The organism is Streptomyces sp. NPDC004647, from assembly GCF_040609575.1.
Lineage (GTDB): Bacteria > Actinomycetota > Actinomycetes > Streptomycetales > Streptomycetaceae > Streptomyces.
On the sequence record NZ_JBEXKU010000126.1, the window covers coordinates 1 to 15,863 of the forward strand.

14 protein-coding genes and 4 pseudogenes are annotated in these 15,863 nt (G+C 67.8%); 7 read left to right on the forward strand and 11 right to left on the reverse strand.

The window, feature by feature from the left end; genetic code table 11:
• Positions 1-1,316: 1,316 nt before the first annotated feature.
• Positions 1,317-2,066, reverse strand: coding sequence for a VOC family protein (locus tag ABZW18_RS32240; RefSeq protein WP_356194457.1), 750 nt, complete (start codon positions 2,064-2,066; stop codon positions 1,317-1,319).
• A gap of 34 nt (positions 2,067-2,100) precedes the next feature.
• Positions 2,101-2,784, reverse strand: coding sequence for a DUF899 domain-containing protein (locus ABZW18_RS32245; protein WP_356194460.1), 684 nt, complete (start codon positions 2,782-2,784; stop codon positions 2,101-2,103).
• A gap of 261 nt (positions 2,785-3,045) precedes the next feature.
• Here ABZW18_RS32245 and ABZW18_RS32250 point away from each other — a divergent pair.
• A pseudogene (locus ABZW18_RS32250) lies at positions 3,046-3,265 on the forward strand (transposase); the annotation flags it as partial.
• 223 nt (positions 3,266-3,488) lie between these two features.
• On the opposite strand, the gene ABZW18_RS32255 reads toward ABZW18_RS32250, so the two are convergent.
• The 3 genes and pseudogenes from ABZW18_RS32255 to ABZW18_RS32265 all read right to left on the reverse strand — a co-directional run bounded on the left by ABZW18_RS32255 (position 3,489) and on the right by ABZW18_RS32265 (position 5,264).
• Entirely contained in the window at positions 3,489-4,475 is a 987-nt protein-coding gene (locus ABZW18_RS32255) for an MsnO8 family LLM class oxidoreductase (RefSeq protein ID WP_356194462.1), read from the reverse strand.
• Positions 4,476-4,650: 175 nt separating this feature from the next.
• Positions 4,651-4,791, reverse strand: a pseudogene (locus ABZW18_RS32260) (transposase); the annotation flags it as partial.
• A gap of 239 nt (positions 4,792-5,030) precedes the next feature.
• Complete coding sequence (locus ABZW18_RS32265) at positions 5,031-5,264, reverse strand: hypothetical protein (RefSeq protein WP_356194464.1); 234 nt, start codon at positions 5,262-5,264, stop codon at positions 5,031-5,033.
• Between the two features lie 587 nt (positions 5,265-5,851).
• Here ABZW18_RS32265 and ABZW18_RS32270 point away from each other — a divergent pair.
• Positions 5,852-6,286: a VOC family protein gene (locus ABZW18_RS32270; protein ID WP_356194466.1), complete on the forward strand. Its 435-nt coding sequence runs from the start codon at positions 5,852-5,854 to the stop codon at positions 6,284-6,286.
• A 94-nt stretch (positions 6,287-6,380) separates the two neighbouring features.
• Here ABZW18_RS32270 and ABZW18_RS32275 read toward each other — a convergent pair whose 3' ends face one another.
• Together ABZW18_RS32275 and ABZW18_RS32280 are read right to left on the reverse strand one after the other, a co-directional pair.
• The gene (locus ABZW18_RS32275) at positions 6,381-7,073 is read right to left on the reverse strand and encodes a CPBP family intramembrane glutamic endopeptidase (protein WP_356194469.1); all 693 of its coding nucleotides are present in this window, start codon (positions 7,071-7,073) and stop codon (positions 6,381-6,383) included.
• Between the two features lie 633 nt (positions 7,074-7,706).
• Positions 7,707-8,453: an IPT/TIG domain-containing protein gene (locus tag ABZW18_RS32280; protein WP_356194472.1), complete on the reverse strand. Its 747-nt coding sequence runs from the start codon at positions 8,451-8,453 to the stop codon at positions 7,707-7,709.
• Between the two features lie 492 nt (positions 8,454-8,945).
• Between ABZW18_RS32280 and ABZW18_RS32285 the strand changes: the two genes are divergently transcribed.
• The gene (locus ABZW18_RS32285) at positions 8,946-9,254 is read left to right on the forward strand and encodes a hypothetical protein (protein ID WP_356194475.1); all 309 of its coding nucleotides are present in this window, start codon (positions 8,946-8,948) and stop codon (positions 9,252-9,254) included.
• Between the two features lie 1,153 nt (positions 9,255-10,407).
• On the opposite strand, the gene ABZW18_RS32290 is transcribed toward ABZW18_RS32285, so the two are convergent.
• A complete protein-coding gene (locus ABZW18_RS32290) occupies positions 10,408-11,466 on the reverse strand; it encodes a lipase family protein (protein ID WP_356194477.1) in 1,059 nt (352 codons plus the stop codon).
• 509 nt (positions 11,467-11,975) lie between these two features.
• Here ABZW18_RS32290 and ABZW18_RS32295 point away from each other — a divergent pair.
• Positions 11,976-12,441, forward strand: a pseudogene (locus ABZW18_RS32295) (transposase).
• An 86-nt stretch (positions 12,442-12,527) separates the two neighbouring features.
• Positions 12,528-13,133, forward strand: a complete 606-nt coding sequence (locus ABZW18_RS32300; protein ID WP_356194479.1) for a hypothetical protein — start codon at positions 12,528-12,530, stop codon at positions 13,131-13,133.
• A gap of 4 nt (positions 13,134-13,137) precedes the next feature.
• Here ABZW18_RS32300 and ABZW18_RS32305 read toward each other — a convergent pair.
• Positions 13,138-13,549, reverse strand: a pseudogene (locus ABZW18_RS32305) (protein kinase); the annotation flags it as partial.
• Between the two features lie 83 nt (positions 13,550-13,632).
• A complete protein-coding gene (locus ABZW18_RS32310) occupies positions 13,633-14,001 on the reverse strand; it encodes a cupin domain-containing protein (protein WP_356194482.1) in 369 nt (122 codons plus the stop codon).
• 107 nt (positions 14,002-14,108) lie between these two features.
• Here ABZW18_RS32310 and ABZW18_RS32315 point away from each other — a divergent pair, with 107 nt between their 5' ends.
• Both ABZW18_RS32315 and ABZW18_RS32320 read left to right on the forward strand, forming a co-directional pair.
• Positions 14,109-14,429 (forward strand): hypothetical protein, encoded by a 321-nt coding sequence (locus tag ABZW18_RS32315; RefSeq protein ID WP_356194484.1) that lies wholly within the window; start codon positions 14,109-14,111, stop codon positions 14,427-14,429.
• 21 nt (positions 14,430-14,450) lie between these two features.
• Positions 14,451-15,278 (forward strand): alpha/beta hydrolase, encoded by an 828-nt coding sequence (locus ABZW18_RS32320; protein ID WP_356194489.1) that lies wholly within the window; start codon positions 14,451-14,453, stop codon positions 15,276-15,278.
• 39 nt (positions 15,279-15,317) lie between these two features.
• Here ABZW18_RS32320 and ABZW18_RS32325 read toward each other — a convergent pair whose 3' ends face one another.
• Positions 15,318-15,617, reverse strand: a complete 300-nt coding sequence (locus tag ABZW18_RS32325) for a hypothetical protein (protein ID WP_356194492.1) — start codon at positions 15,615-15,617, stop codon at positions 15,318-15,320.
• Positions 15,618-15,863: the final 246 nt, after the last annotated feature.

Here is a 15,863-nt window from a genome sequence, read left to right on the forward strand (position 1 = left end):
CGGCGGCCGGATCGTCTTCGAGGGCACCCCCGCCGACCTCGTCGCCACCCGCTCCACCCTCACCGGCGAGCACCTCGCGGCCTACGTCCGCACCTAACCCAGCCCCTCACGGACACCGTAAGACGCGTTCTCTCATCCGTTTCGACTCGTCCCGACCGGTAAAGGGGAGTGTTCAACAGGGTCGAGTAGGCATTCATCTTTCTCTTGTTCGCGTTCGCTGTCGGGGTCATGTTCGGCAGCCCGCCAGCGATGCTCTACTTCGTGTTTCTGCTGTGCATCCGGGGGGCGGCTGCCGTGGCGGCTCGGCCACTTCCTGGACGCCTGCTACCAGCTGGGCATCCTGCGCGCAGCCGGGGCGGCCTGGTAGTTCCGCCACCGTGAACTCCAGGACCACCTCGCTACCCGCGCCGTCCCCCCGCAGCACTCCTGAGAGAGACGGCGATGGTGTCCGCCCGTCCGGCATCCCGGGAAGTGCGGCGGGCCCTGGTTCGCTCGATCGTGTCGCGCTCGATTCACCGATGGCGCCACACCTGTTGCACCCGATAACGTCGGCAGCACTGGCGCTGAGTTGCACAGAAACCCGCTACTTTGCCTCGCGCGACACCGCCCCCTGGAGAACTCCTGGCGATTCGGGATACGACCTTGATCGGCGGGGTAGGCGCCGCCTCCGGTATCCCGCCGTCGACCGGCCGGTCCACGACGCGCCCCTTCGCCGGCCGGGGCCTGCGCGTGCTTCAGGGCCATCCGCCCGGCCGGAACCGAGTCGATGCCCTGGGACTCAAGCCCCGTGTGCGCGTCGTCCTGGAGCAGGTCCTCCAGCTCGCTCCAGGAGGGGTGCGTGCTGACGAAGACGGCCAGCGTGAGCTCGTGCTCCCGCAGCCGGGCCAGGCCGGCGGCCTGCTGGGCGGTGTACGCGGGCGAATCGGGGCGAGTGCACAGGGGCGCCACCCCGCCACGGAAAAGCCGGGCATCGGCTCGGCAGACCACGGCAACTGTGCACACAACGCCGAAAGCTCAGCTCGTGCCTGGTGGAGCTCCTGCTGAGCTGCGAGGAGGTCCTCATCGAAGAGAAGGGGTCGGCCACGCAGGCAATAGTAAATCTGTTCGATTTTAGGGTTTCAGAGACGGTGCACCACTGCCGTATCGTGATGTGACTTAGCGCTTCAGTTGGCGAGTTGAGTGTTGTGGTTGGCGAGCGAGCTGATCTCGCCCCCCTACACGCAAGTTCTCGCCGCCCGAATCAACCGAGACGCCGCAGCCCAACCCACCCGGGGTCATGGCGCATGAGCACACAAGGCTCACGTGTCGGGGTGTCGTTAAGACTCCGCGTCAGGACGGGCGAGGACGCAGAACTCGTGGCCCTCCGGGTCGGCCAGGCACGTCCACGGGACGTCGCCCTGGCCGAGGTCGAGGTCGGTGGCGCCGAGGGCCCGCAGCCGGGCCACCTCCGCTGCTTTGTCGTCACCGGGGTCCGGCACCAGGTCAAGATGGACGCGGTCTGGCACGGTCTTCACGCCAGTGCGGAGGAACTCGAGATACGGGCCGACACCCTTGGCGGAGCGCCACACCGCATGATCGTCAGTCACCTCGTGCAGGGTCCAGTCCATCGCCTCGTCCCAGAACCTGGCCATGGCCCGCGGATCCGCGCAGTCGACCACCACCCGGGCGATCGGCCCGGTGTCCCGGTAGATCTCCCGAGGCTCCAGCACGCAGAACTCGTTGCCCTCCGGGTCGGCGAGGACCGTCCACGGCACTTTGCCCTGGCCCACGTGGGCGGGCGTCGCACCGAGAGCCTGGAGGCGCGCGACCAACTCCGCCAGATGGGCCGCAGAGGTGGTGGCGAGATCGAGGTGCACACGGTTCTTTGTTGTCGTCTTGGGTTCCGGGACGGCAATGACGTCGACGCAGACGGTGACCGGGTCCAGCCAATCGAAGCCGACGGGTTTAACGGCGGTCGCGCCGGATCCCTCGCTGGAAACACCCCAGCCGAGCGCCTCCGCCCAGAACCGGCCGACCGCCGAGTCATCAAGAGCCTTGATGTTCACCAGAACAGGTCGCAGTGTCATGCCCGCGATCCTATGCACCCTGAGTTTGGACCAGCTACTCCCGTGCTGGCTCGGCGCCGCCGTATTCGTCGTGCCAGTTCCACCATTCGTACGGCGGGGTTTGGGGGTAGCCCTCAGGCGAGTCCTCCCATTCTTCCTGCCGCCCGAGCGCGGTCATGTCGAGGTAGCTCCAGGTGCTCCCCAATGCCTCGTCGCCGCGGGCGTTGATGAAGTAGGTGCGGAACACGCTCTCGCCATCGCGGATGAACGCGTTCGTGCCGTGCCACTCGTCCACGCCGAAGTCGGTGTCGAACTCGTCGGTGATGGTGTACCAGGGCATCGTCCAGCCCATCCGCGCCTTCACACGCTCGATGTCCGGCTGCGGCGCGCACGAGACGAAGACGAGAGTGGTGTCGCGGGCATTCAGATGGGCGAGGTCGGCGACATGATCGGCCACCATGGAACAGCCGACGCACGCGTGGTCTGGCCAGCCGGTCACGCCGGGCTCGAAGAAAGCGCGGTAGACGATCAGCTGACGACGGCCCTCGAACAGGTCAAGCAGGCTCGCCTTATCCTCAGGTCCGTCGAACGCATAGTCTTTCTCCACCGCCATCCACGGCATCCGCCGGCGCTTCGCGGCCAGCCCGTCCCGGGCGCGGGTCAGCTCTTTCTCCTTCACGAGCAGCTGCTGGCGCGCTGCCTCCCACTCCCGCGGCGTGACGATCGGGGGTGTCTTCATTGTGACGTCCACCTTCCAGTTCGGTCCGAGCTCATTCGGGTGTGAGCTGGACGCCGCTCAGCAGGACCCTCTGCGTCCAGGGTCGGCCGCCACTGACGCGGGCGCACGCCGATGCGCAAATAATCGATCATATGACCTAATTAGCGCATGGCTCCAACGCGCTTCCCCGACGACCTGGTCCGCCTCCAGCACGAGCTGACCAGCCGTGGCTGAGCCCTTCGTCTGACGCTGAGCGGTCGAGTCGGCGGGTTGAGATCTCCCATCGCCGCCCACACCCAGCTCCGGCTCGCCAGGCCCTTCACCCTGGATCTGCGCCCCCCTGGGAGAAGCCGGCCGCACCCGGCCGGCTCACCCCTGCTGGGGTCCGACGGACGTTTCGGAACATTCGCGCCACCATGCCCTGCCCCGACAGAGCACCGAATCCCACCGGCCGGGCCCCGGACGGCCACCCGGCGAGAGGAACAGGCGTCGGGCACCCCGCTCGGGCGTCCCCGGCCCGGTCCGCGACGCCGTCACGCCCTTCGCCCGTCCCCGTCGGCTGAGTCCCGCAGGGCCTGCATGCCCTCCTGGACGTCGGTGACGGATTCCGCGGCCCGGTCCAGGACCCGCCGGGCGCCCTGGGCATCACCGCGTTCGAGATACAGGTGGGTGCTGGCGAGGAGCGCCCGCGACGTGCGGGCACCGAATCCTTCCCCGCGCTGTTCCTACGGTGCTGTTGTGGCCTCGGAGTATTTCTTGATGAGTTCGTAGGAGTGAATGCGGTCGCGGAGGTCGTAGACGGGTGTGGTCAGCATCAGTTCGTCTGCTCCGGTCTCACCAACCAGTTGCGTGAGCCGGTGTACGACGGCCTTGGGGGTCCCGACGGCTTGCTGTGCACGGAAGCCGGCCAGCGCCTGTCGCTCCTTCGCCGTGAAGGGGTGGGTGGCCGCCTCCGCGGGCGTGGGGAAGGGTGTCTCACTCAATCCTTTGAGGAGCCCGGCTTTGACGACGTCCATCGGTCCGACTCGCCACGCGGCTTCTTCTTCCGTCTCGGCACACACCGCCTGCACGCACAACAGCACCCGAGGTTGCTCGCACCAACGGGACGGGGTGAACGCCGCCCGGTAACGTTCCAGGGCCGCGAGGGTGTTGTCCGGCCGGATGTGGTGGGCGATGGCGATCGGCAGGCCGAGTCCCGCGGCGAGAGCGGCACCTGCGGTGCTGGAGGCCAGCAGCCATGGTTCCGGCAGCGGGCCGAGTGCGACTTCGTCGACCAGAAAGGAGAGGATCGCGGCTACGTCGCCTTGGTACTCCGCATCCGTCGCCGGTCCGGCTCCGCGGCGAAGTGCCCGGGCGGTGGCCTCGTCAAAGGTGCCAGGACCGCGGCCGATGCCCAAGTCGATGCGGTCCCGGTGCAAGGCGGCCAGCGTTCCGAACTGCTCCGCCAGCGTGATGGGTGCGTGGTTGGGGGCCAGTACTCCGCCCGAACCGAGACGGATGACCGCGGTCGAAGCGGCAGAGTGCGCGGTCAACACGACTGGTGGGAACGCGCCGATCGCGGGCGAGTGGTGATGCTCGGCGTACCAGATCCGGTGGTAGCCCAGCCGTTCCAGTCCCTGTGCGAAGGCCGCGGTGTTCCGCAGGGTATCCACGGCTCGGGCGTCCGTTTGGACCATCGCGATTTCCAGCGCTGAAAGAGGTATATCGACCATGTCGTCAGCATAGAGATCATGCGTTCGGCGAGGGGAGCGATGATCTTTTTCGCGCCACGGAGCTAGGGACGCCCGGTCCGGCAAGCCCGGGGGTTCGGAAAACAGGTTCTGAGCGTCGGCCGTTCGACTCTCGCTCTGATCACCGTCATCGCCGTTGCCGTGGGCGGGTGGGCCGCAGGACGTCGCCGATCAGCTGCAACAACTCTGTCCCGTCGTCAGGGACTCGGCGCGACAGCAGGCGTTCGCCGTGCTCGTCGATCACCACACAGTGGTGATGTTCCTTGCCGATGTCCAACCCGGCCCAGATCTGGGGCACGGTCACCTCCGCCAAGCTCGTCGTCGTGATCAACCCGCAGGCGACCTCGCCGGCACTGTCCTACAAAGCGATCGAGTCGCATATCCCAATCAGCGGTCGAGTCGTCGCGCGGCTCCGGGCGGCCAAGTTTTTGAAGCCATTGGACGGCGACAGGTACTGAGCCATAGCCGGAGCCCCTGGGCCCCGCCAGTCCTACGAACGACCGGCTCGGACGCACCCCTGAAACGTAGGACAGGTACTCAGTGCTGTGCGATGGCCGGCAGTTCGTGGTTCACGCGCAGGGCGAGGTGGTCCAGGAAGGTGGCGTGGAGGAAGCGGTAGCTGTTCCCGACCCGGTTGAGCAGGACGCGGTCGTCAACGGAGGCGAGGAAGCCGCACAAGCTGCGTACGCCGATGAGCCAGGCCACCGTCCGGCGTATGAGTGCTGGGACCAGGACAGCGCGGATTCCCGCCAGCCGTTGTAGAGCAGCCATGTGCCCGGCAGGATCCACACGACGTGCCACGGAATGGCCAGGGACAGCAGGGGAGGGGCGGCCACCGTCGGCATCATCATTAACGTCGGGGTGAATCCCCGGCGGATCACAACAGCCCGTTCGTCGTGGGACGCGCCAAACATCGGATCGCTGTCGTACTCGAGGTACATCCCGGACCATGCCCCTCCGGCCAGGGCGGAGCAGATAGTCACGACCCAGGGCAGCGCCCTGCCGTCGGCCCAGAGCAGGCAGCTGCCGGCGGTGCGCAGGTGGACCAGGGTGACCAGGACCCGGTCGGTGAACACCAGCTCGTGTTTCCGCCCGGCCCCGGCCGCACGGCGACGCTCGCCGCCGCGTCGCTCGCGCAGCGCAGCCTCCCGCCGCGCCTGTCACGGGCCGGCCAACTCCTCGATCAGACCGTCCGCCGAGATGTGCACGGGAGATACCGGTGAAGGCAGGATGGGACAAGTCCGCACGGGCCCGCTTCGTCATCACGCTCGAATAACCCGTGCAGCTGCCTCTATGTCACGGCCATGGCGACCTCGTGAATGACGGCGTGGGACACGGCTTCTCAGTAGGGTCTGGCCATGGCATATACCTTCCAAGTGACTGTTGACTCGGCCAACCCGCACTCGCTTGCCGACTGGTGGGCTGATGCTCTTGGCTGGGAAGTGGAGCCGAGCGACGAGACGTTCATCCGCCGGATGATCGCGGAGGGCCATGCGAGTGAGGACGACACCACCACCCACCACGGCGCCCTCGTATGGAAGGTCGGCGCCGCGATCCGCCATCCGGAGGGCCTGGACCGCGCGCCGCGCATCCTCTTTCAGCTCGTGCCGGAGCCCAAGATGGTCAAGAACCGCGTCCACCTGGACGTGCGCACCGGTCCCGACGATGCCCAAGCCGTGGTCGAGCGTCTGATTGCCAAGGGGGCCACGTTCCTGCACCACGGCAGGCAGGGGCCCTATGCATGGACCACACTCGCTGATCCGGAGAACAACGAACTCTGCGTATCGCAATGACCCCAAGGGCCCCGGCGAGAGACGCCCACATCCCAACAGCCAGGCATCAACCACGCGCTCTCCATAGCCGACCAAGTCGTAAGCCGTGTCGGGGCTAACCGCCCCACCAGCGGCCCGCCGCCCAGGCGAGCGTATAGCCCGCGCTGTTGAGGGCGCAGTGCAGTGCCACGGGCGGGATCAGACTGTCGGAGCGGCGGCGGAGCTCGCAGAAGAGCACGCCGGCGAGGGCGGTGCCGACGACCGCCGCCGCGACGGACAGGACGACGCCGGCCGGGCCGGTGCCGAAGACCGCCTCGGCAGCCGCGTTCGAGCGCGTGAGCCCTCGTGAGGGCTGTACGTGCCAGAGCCCGAAGAGCACCGAGGAGACGGCGGTGGCCCACATGGGGCCCCGCCGTCGCTCGACCATGGCCCACAGCACACCGCGGAACGCGATCTCCTCGAGCAGCACGGTGCCGAGCGGTACGCGGACCAGCACGCGATACACCAGCTGCCCGGGGGACAGTCCCGCGGCACGCTCGTCCAGGAAGGCATCCCGGGTGAACGGCACGGCCAGGCCCACCAGATAGACCGTCAGGACCGCTCCGGCCAGGATCAGCCCCCAACGCAGGCCGCGGCGGACCGAGGCCGCGCCGAGGCCCAAGTCGGCCCACGTGAGGCCGTCCCGGCGGGCGATCAGTACGAGCAGAGCGGCCGCAGCCGCGCAGACGGGCACGTACCAGCCGGCAGCGAGCCAGTTGATGAGCGCGTTCGCGGCCCCGAGGACCACGACGACCAGGGTGATCCACATGGTCGTACCAGCATCGCCGAATCCCGGTGGCGGTCCGCGGCGCAACGCGCCGGACCGGGGGCACGACCCCCCGACGTGGCACCGCCGGTACCGACGGCGGCGTTGTTGGACAGCTCACTGCCAGTGAGGGTGACCCCGCTGAAGTGTGCTGCCATCGACACCTCTCTCGTGCAGGCTGCCTCATGCCGTGCGGATCGTGCAGGCGCAGTGAGGTCCGTGACGGCCGGCAGGGGGCACTACCTCCCACATGCGAGCTGCGCGCCCTTCAACCCGAGGGGCTGTCGCTCTCTCAGTTCGGCCGCGACGTGGATGCGCCGACCATGCGGCCCCGTGAGCAGCGCCCGAGCCCGGCCATGCGGATCCCCCGGTACCCCTTGGCTGGTGAGCTCGCTCCAGTACGGCTCGGTCCATAGCGTTCCCACCGCCACCGCTCCGGGCTGCCGCTCCAGCAGGGCCCTTGGCCTGGCGGCTGCCCGCTCGCCCATCCGATCCGGCCATATGCCGGATCGGATCGGCGGGGGACGGAACGCGTCAACGGATGACGCGCACAAGGGCAGTGGGCCCAGGCGGCGTCGCGACGCTTGCGCCGCGACGCGCCTGTGCCCACTGCCTGATCGGGATTCCAGTGCCTCCTCAGACGTACAGATAGGGGGCGCTGTTGCTGGTCCCGAAGGGGGTGGTGACCGTCACGGGAACGGTACCGACCCCGGCCGGAGCGACCGCGACGATGAGGGTGTCCGACACCACCGTGAACGATGTCGCCGGATTACCACCGAAGGACACTCCCGTAGCCCCCGTGAAACCGGTACCCGTGATGCTGACGAGGTTGCCACCCGTGGACGGGCCCGTCGGCGGCGCCACCGCAGCGACGACCGGCGCCGGAACGGTGACGTAGGAGTACGGGACACCGTTGCTGGTCCCGTTGGGAGTGGTGACCGTGACAAGAACGGTACCGGTCCCGGCCGGAGCGACCGCAATGATGAGGTTGGAGGAGACCACGTTGAAGCTCGTTGCCGGGTTGCCCCCGAAATTCACGGAGGTGGCACCCGACAGGCCGAGCCCGACGATGAACACCTGATTGCCTCCGGCGGCCGGCCCGGTGGGCGGCACCACAGCGAAGACGATCGGGTTCTGAGGAAAACCGGGAATCCCCGGAAACCCCGGAAACCCGGGAATCCCCGGAATCCCCGGAATCCCCGGAATCCCCGGAATCCCCGGAATCCCCGGAATCCCCGGAATCGGTCCAGGGAATCCCTGACCGCCCCCGCCTATGTTGAGGGCTGCGGAGATGAGTTCTGCCGACATGACACGTCCTTCTCTCGTGACCGTGGAGTCCGGGCCGGACAGCTGTGGCCGAAGGCCCGGCGCCCGCGGCGCCATGAAGCGGACATCCTCGGGCGATGAGAGGAACAGAGCATCCACCAAAAAGCGGATCGTTCGCTCCCACAATCACACTGAACCAAATGACCCATGACCAGGGGAAGATGAACCGGAAGCACTCCTCTTCACAGGTCGTGAATGCGACAGTATGAAAATGACTCGTCCGTAACTCCCTTTCGCGCCGGGCGCTTTCATTGCTGATGCCTCCTCCACGGACCGGCTGTCAGCACGGGTGGCATCTGTAATCCATCGCCCTTACCGGCGCGAGTTCCGGAAATCGGCCGCGTGACGGGCGAGCCGCCCCGCCCCGGCGCGCCGACCGGCGCTTCGCCCGCAGCGGTGCCTACGCGCATTGCCCGGAGGCCAGTGCCGCACATTTCATCCGGTCCGGGCACAGGAAAAGCCCCCGGCTCATGCCGGGGCTGCTCACGTGAAGACGAGCGATACTCAGAAACTGAGCACCGGGTCATCCAGGGTGCTCGCACCGGGCGCGTGGACGAGTACCTGACCGTGCCCGGCCACTGCGAGGTCTTCGCGTGCGGTGACGCCGCTGCGGTGCCCGACCCCGCCCGCCCCGGAGAACTCACGCCCATGACGGCCCAGCACGCCGTCCGTCAGGGCAGGACTGCCGCGCACAACATCGCCGCCTCCTGCGGCCACGGCGACCGCAGCCCCTACCGCTACCGGGAACCGGCTTCGCACCGTGGACCTGGGCGGTACTCAGGCGAACTGCGCCGTTACGCCTGCGACATCGTGCCCGAAGTGGCCGCCACCGGCACCACCCGCCACCGCCGCGCTTGAGCACCTCATCACTGAGCTGGCCCGGTCCGGCAAGCACCAGGCGGCGTCGGGGTAAAGGGCACCACCGCCCCGATCGCACTGCCCGCCCGCGATCCCGGAAATCGGTCAGCTCTGACACGGCCCCCACTGCCTTCTCCTCTTCTCTCTCCTCTCAGGGTGGTTCGCATAACTCTCTGACCTGGCCGAACGCCAGGACGGTGATGGCGCTGCACAGTTTAAGAAGGAGCGATTTGTCCATGTGCGCCGAGAGGACCGCGTGATCCAGGCAGTCGGAGCACCTGGCCGGGGGGCTACCCGAGACCGGCCAACTGCTGGAAACGGACGACCCTTGGGAGCCGTACCAACTTCTGGCCCCGTCCGGGGAGCTGGTCCAGCCCGTCGCCCTGTACTTCAAGGACTTCAAGGCTATGCCGACGAAGGCCAGGAAGTGCTCGGCTTTGTGTTCGTAGCGGCGGTGCGGGCGGCATCCGGCCAGCCAGGGACACCATGCGCTCTCCACCGGCCAGCGGTGACGGCCCAGCCGGGTCGAGGACTCGATGCCTCTGCAGGTGATGCGGTGGTGGATGTCACGCTTTCGGAGCCATCACCGCAGGTGGTCGGGTCGTGGCTCTTGACCGCGTTTAGCTTGGCCGAGCGCCCGGCGACAGCCGGATGGAGCTCGGCCGGCGGCCCGCCAACTCCGCCCGGCGGGCCGGCAGGCCCCCAGGCTCAACCCGCGTGCGTGAATTCGTCGGCCGGGCCGGTAGGCGACGTGGCACGCCGACCGTCACGGTGACGACTCTTGAGCGTGATCGGCCTCGCGGCGCCGGTGTCCTTGAACCGCACGGCCGCCCCCTGGGCGAAGCCCGAGCCGTCGATGGTGACCTGGTTGCCGGCCTTCTCGCTGCGGGGTGACCGCGCTGACCACCACGGGCGCGGGTCCGTCGTAGGCGAACTGCCCCAGCGGAACGGCGCGCGACGTGCCGAGCATGATGGTGACACGGACGTCGAAGATGCCGGTCCCGCCAGGCGCGGTCGCGGTGGCGTACCGGACGGGGCAAGGGTGAACTCGGCGCACGGGATCGGGCCGAAGTCGACGACACTGTCCGCGCCGAATCCGCTGCCCGTGACGGTGACCGGCGTACCGCCCTTCCGGCGGTGGGGTTCACCGCGGTCACCGCCGGCCCGCCGGGACGACGGGCGCGCCCAGCAGGGTCAGGTACGTGGAGTGGGCGTGCTGGAACGCGACTTGGCGCAGGAAGTCGCCGGTGGTCTTGTTGACGAGCTCCTTGTCGTACATCGAGTAGTCCGCATTCACCGTTCTGGTGCTTTTGGCGCTGGGCTGGACGTAGACATTGCCCTTCCGGAGCAGGTCGATCTCCGTCAGCAGGAGCTTCACCTCTTCGTTGGCCGTCGGGCCCGGGGCCGGGTACCAACCCTTGGCCGTGGGCAGATCGGACCAGGCCCCCGGGACCACGTCGTACGCGTTGACGTAGCGCTCGTTCAGACTCCACGGCCGGGAGTCGACGTAATCGGCGAAGCTCTTCAGGCCGGCGGTGGGGGCGGCGAAGGTGACGAGTGCGAACTGCGGTTTGTTCGCCGACCAGGTCTGGGCCTGGAGGTACGTGGCCAGCATGGTGGCGATGCAGCCGCCGAGGCTGTGGCCGGTCACGTAGACCGTCGGCTGGGGCTTGAACGGTGCGGACGCGAGAAGGCCGGCGAGTGCTTGCGTGAGGGTCGTGCCCGAAGGGACGACGGTGTCCGGCCAGCCGGGCCGGCCCTCCGGTACCTGCTCGACGGGCATCCCTGTGATGCCGCGCGCGGTGGCGACCTGAGTGAACGCGGCCATGGCGCCGGCCGAGACGGCGACGTCCGCCGATCCGCCGGCGGTGAACGGCACCACCGTGCTGACGTCGAGGTCCTCCATGATGTCGGTCGGATTGTCGATCGTGCCGCGGACGGCCACGGCGAACTGGTTCGAGCCGTCGGACTTCGAGGCGATATACGCGAGGTTCGCGTTGTCCGGGCTGAACGCCAGCCACATCAGCCGCCACGTGCCGCGCGTGGCGAGCGCGGAGTCGTTCAGTTGGGCGGTGACGCCGCGCATGGCGCGCTGGGCCTGCTCTTGCAGGGTTTCACCCGACGGGCTCGAGGTCGCCGCCGTGTCGGCGATTGCGGCGAGGGTCATGGTGACCTGGGCGAGGGTCGGGTCCGACTGGGTCGCCTTCGTCATACGTGCTCCTTGCATGTCACCGGGGCGAAGTGGGCCGCGGCGGCCGCTCCGTAGGGGCCTCCGGGGCCCCGGCCTCCGGGCCCGCGTCCCGGCGAGTGTGCGCCACTCCGACTGTCGCGTTGATCGTATTCATCCCGTTTCGCGGTGCTCGGCCGCCCGAGGCTTTGCGGCTCTGCGGAACCGCGGATTTCAGGCTCCTGGCCCAGTGCGACGTGGCTGCAGCTGCGCGGCTCCACCCTCGACCTGGTACGTCGCCACCCCCGCTGCCCAATCCCGTTCCCTACTCGCCGGCGGCGAGCCGCCCGCGATCAACCGGCCGCGATGCCGTCTGCGAGCAGGACCCCAACACCGGCGGACGTCGACCGCCAGCCTGGGGGCGTATGGGCGGCAACCCCCGCCGAAACAGCTCCCATAACTCACCCGGCACCAGCCCCTGGACCGGCTCGTCATGCTCCGTCAACGAGCGGAAGCTGCCATAAGACGTCATCTCAATTGGCTGACTCGGTAGGCTGTCGCTTCTGGTGGAGATCGTTGAGCGGCTGGCGCCGGATGAGTTGTGGGAGCTGTTCCAACGAGTGGTTCCCGAGGCCCCGTCACGGCCCCAGCGCGGTGGCCGACGCCGGCATGGGGACGACAGCCAGGCCCTGATCCCCCCTGGTGAAGGGCATACCGCCGATCCGCTCCCGCCGCGGACGCCGACGACGCAAGACGGGATAGCTCCACGCCGACAAGGGCTACGACTACCCCCACCTGCGACGATGGTTGCGCCAGCGCGGCATCACCCACCGCATCGCACGCAAGGGAATCGAGACCTCGCAACGACTGGGCCGTCACCGCTGGACCATCGAACGCACCATCGTCTGGCTCGCCGGCTGCTGCCGCCTCCACCGACGCTACGAACGCAAAGCCGAGCACTTCCTAGCCTTCACAAGCATCGCCTGCACCCTCATCTGCTACTGCAGACTCACCAAATGAGATATTTCTAAGGGGCGCTGAACGATAGTCGGGGGCGGGCACCTTCCAGGTGTCCGCCCGTGTCCCTTTGCGCCCTGGGAGGTGCCATGTCTAGTTCTGAGATTCGCGTCCGGGTCGACGACGGGTCTTTCTGTCTTTCGGACAGGGGAGAGATCGCCCCCGAAACCCTGGATTTCTCCAACGGCCTGATCGCCACGATGAACATCGGAGCGATGATCCCCACCGGCATCCACACCGGGGATGTGAAGGTACGCGCCACCGCCGCCACCGGCCCGCCCACGACCGACGACGTCACCGAGTGGGAAGAGGTCATCGAGGCCAGCGTGCACGCCCCCCACGGCGAACTACGCGTCGAAACCCTCTACAGCGGCCCACCGGCCCAGCTCCCCCTGCTGAGCCAGGCCGGACCGGGCTGGTACCGACTCCGGGCCTATGCACGAGGCCGAGACATCGCCCGCGACGCCGTACTGGACGACTCCGCCGAGCAGTACTACTTGGTCTGCTGGCCAGCCCCCCAAACCACACCGCTGATCATCCGCGCCACCGACCTCACCGGGCGAGGGCTGCGCACCGGGGCGGTCAAGCAGATCGCCACCCCTGCCCCGTCCGAGCCCGTCAGGGCGGATCCAGAGCAACAGCAAGAAGACCCGATCAGGAGGAACCTCCTCAAGGCAGCGCGAAAGAAGCCATGACAGCGATCTGGTAAGCCGCACTGTGCGGGTTGCCAGAGTCGAATGGGCTGCGCCCGGTAGCAGCGAAGGCAAGAACGCACCCGAGGGAGAACACGTCGGCCGCGGGGCCGATCTCGCGCGAGCATCGAACCTGTTCCGGCGCCATGAACGCTGGCGTGCCGATGAGCTCACCGGTCCTGGTGACAGGGTTGCCGTCCACCGCACGCGAGATGCCGAAGTCAATGACGAGAGGACCCGTATCCGTCAGCAGCACGTTGCCTGGTTTCAGATCTCGGTGGACCAGCCCGGGCACGGTGGATGTCACTAAGCGCCGTGGCCAGAGCTGCGGCCAACGAACGCAACTCCGTTATTCCCAGGGGGCCTTCCCCATCGACTCGCGCGGCCAGAGACTGGCTAGTGCTGTGATCACTGCCCAGCGCAAGGAATGCGCCCGCATCCGAAGCGAGAGGGGCATCCGCTGGGTCGGACGCCCCTCAAGGTTGCGGCCGGACGCCGCGCCTCAGCTGAGGATCTCGGCCGCCTTGGTCGTCGGCCCTCCTGCGTCACCGGTGTTGATTGTTCCCGCCGTTCGAACAACAGGCTCGCGGTCTCCTCGTCTGCCACGGGGCAGTGTTCGAGTCCACGGGGAACTACGAACAGCTCGCCAGGTTCCAACACCACATTGCCAACTGAGCTGGATGGTGAGCCGCCCACTGATGACCAGGAACAATTCATCGGTGTCCTCGTGGGTGTGCCAGACGAACTCCCCCTTCAGTTTGGCCAGCTTGACCTCGTAGTCGTTGAGCACAGCCACTTTCTTCTGCGACCACAGTTCGCTGAACTGCGAAAGCTTGTCGGCGAGGTTGACAGGAACAGCTGACTTGGACATACGGCATCCGTCCTCAAGGCCGGGCACCGAGAGCGACCTCTCAGGCCCTCCAGCCGGTGTTACGAGCCTGCCGCGCCCCGGCTCCGCCAGTCTTGTACGTTCCTGGCATGGCCTCTGACCGCCCCCGCACGTCCATCAGCGCCTGGAGGCCGCCGGTCCCTGGGATCGCCGAGGCCTTCCACGCACACTTCACCAACCACGCGTACCCGGCCCACACCCACGACGCGTGGGACCTGATGATCCTCGACGACGGCTCCTTGTCGTTCGTCCGGATGCTCGGCGCGGGCCTGACCCTGACCATCCTGCTCGACACGTTCCTCATCCGGTTGGTCCTGGTGCCATCGGTGATGCGGCTCGCGGGCTCGGTCAACCGGTGGGCCCCGGCGCCCCTGCGGCGCTGGCACGCTCGCCACGGCTTCAGCGACTGACATCCAGGAGAGGACGCACCCATGCCCGACGAGTACGCCGCCCACCGCCACACCGTGGGCGGCATCAGCCTCACCGACGTGGGCAAGGGGCCGGTGACGCTGTTCGTGCACGGCGTCTTCACCAACGGGCGGCTGTGGCGCAACGCCGTCCGCCTTCTCTCCGACCACCGCCGCTGCATCTGCGTCGACCTCCCCGGCCACGGGCACACCCCGCCGATGGGAGAGCCGTCGGTGTGGGGGCTCGCGGACGCAGTCGACACGGTGATCCGGGAGCTGGACCTGCGCGAGATCCACCTGGTCGGCAACGACACCGGCGGTGCGGTCGCGCAGGTGGTCCTCGCCCGAAATGTCGACCGGTTCGCGTCCTTCACACTGACTAACTGCGACACCGAGGGCAACTTCCCACCGCCGATGTTCAAACCCGCCGTGTGGGCGGCCAAGGCCCGGCTGCTGCGGGCAGCGGGTCCGGTCGCCCGGGTCCCGTTCCTTGCCAAGCAGCTCTACCGCACCGGCTACCAGAAGCCCATGTCCCTCCCGGACGACGTGGTCACCGACTACGTCCGGCCGATCTTCGGCAACCGTGCGGGGACCCTGTTCATGGAGCGGCTGCTGGCATCCATGGCGCCGGACCAGCTCTCCGATATCCGAAAACAGCTCAGCGCGTGCGAGGTCCCCACGCTGCTCGTGTGGGGCACCGGTGACTTCTTCTTCAAGCTCGAGTGGGCGCGTTGGCTGCAGCGCCTGATCCCGGGGGCCATCGACATCGTCGAGGTGCCCGGCGGTCGTCTGTTCTATGTGGACGAACGAGCCGAGGAACTCGTCGCAGCGCTGGAGAACCACTGGAAGTGAGGCTCCGCCCATGCCCGTGTTCGATTCCGCCGAAGAACTCTACGCCGTCGTCATCCCGTTCCTGGACGAGGTGATCACCGGCCCGCTGCGGGCGAAGTTCGCCGCCGAGACGCCACCCTCAAGGTCACCTACACCGACCCCGACGGCGTCTTCCTGCTCGGCACCACCGTCGACCCGCCCACCCTGGCCGCGGGCGCGGACGTGCCGGACGGGCCGGCCAACATCGAGATGACCATGTCCGCCGACGACGGCCACCGACTCTGGCTCGGCGAGCTGAACATGACCAAGGCGCTGGCCGCGCAGAAGATCAAGGTCACTGAACGGCACCTCTCTGGTCACGGCGGCTTGACACAGAGGTGCCGTTCATTGGACAGACCCTGACAACAGGGCGGAGCACCCACACCGTGCGGAGCCGCCCGTGACTTGGTCGCCCCCTACCCCCGAGAGCGGCGAGCTACAGAGCCGTTTGCCGCTTCCACGTGAGGCGTCCGCCGGGTGTGTCAATTTAACGGCTGATCTTGGTTGTTGAGGTTCAGCTGTTGGCCGGGGTGAGCCGGCCCTCGAAGGCGATCTGGAATGCGTTGA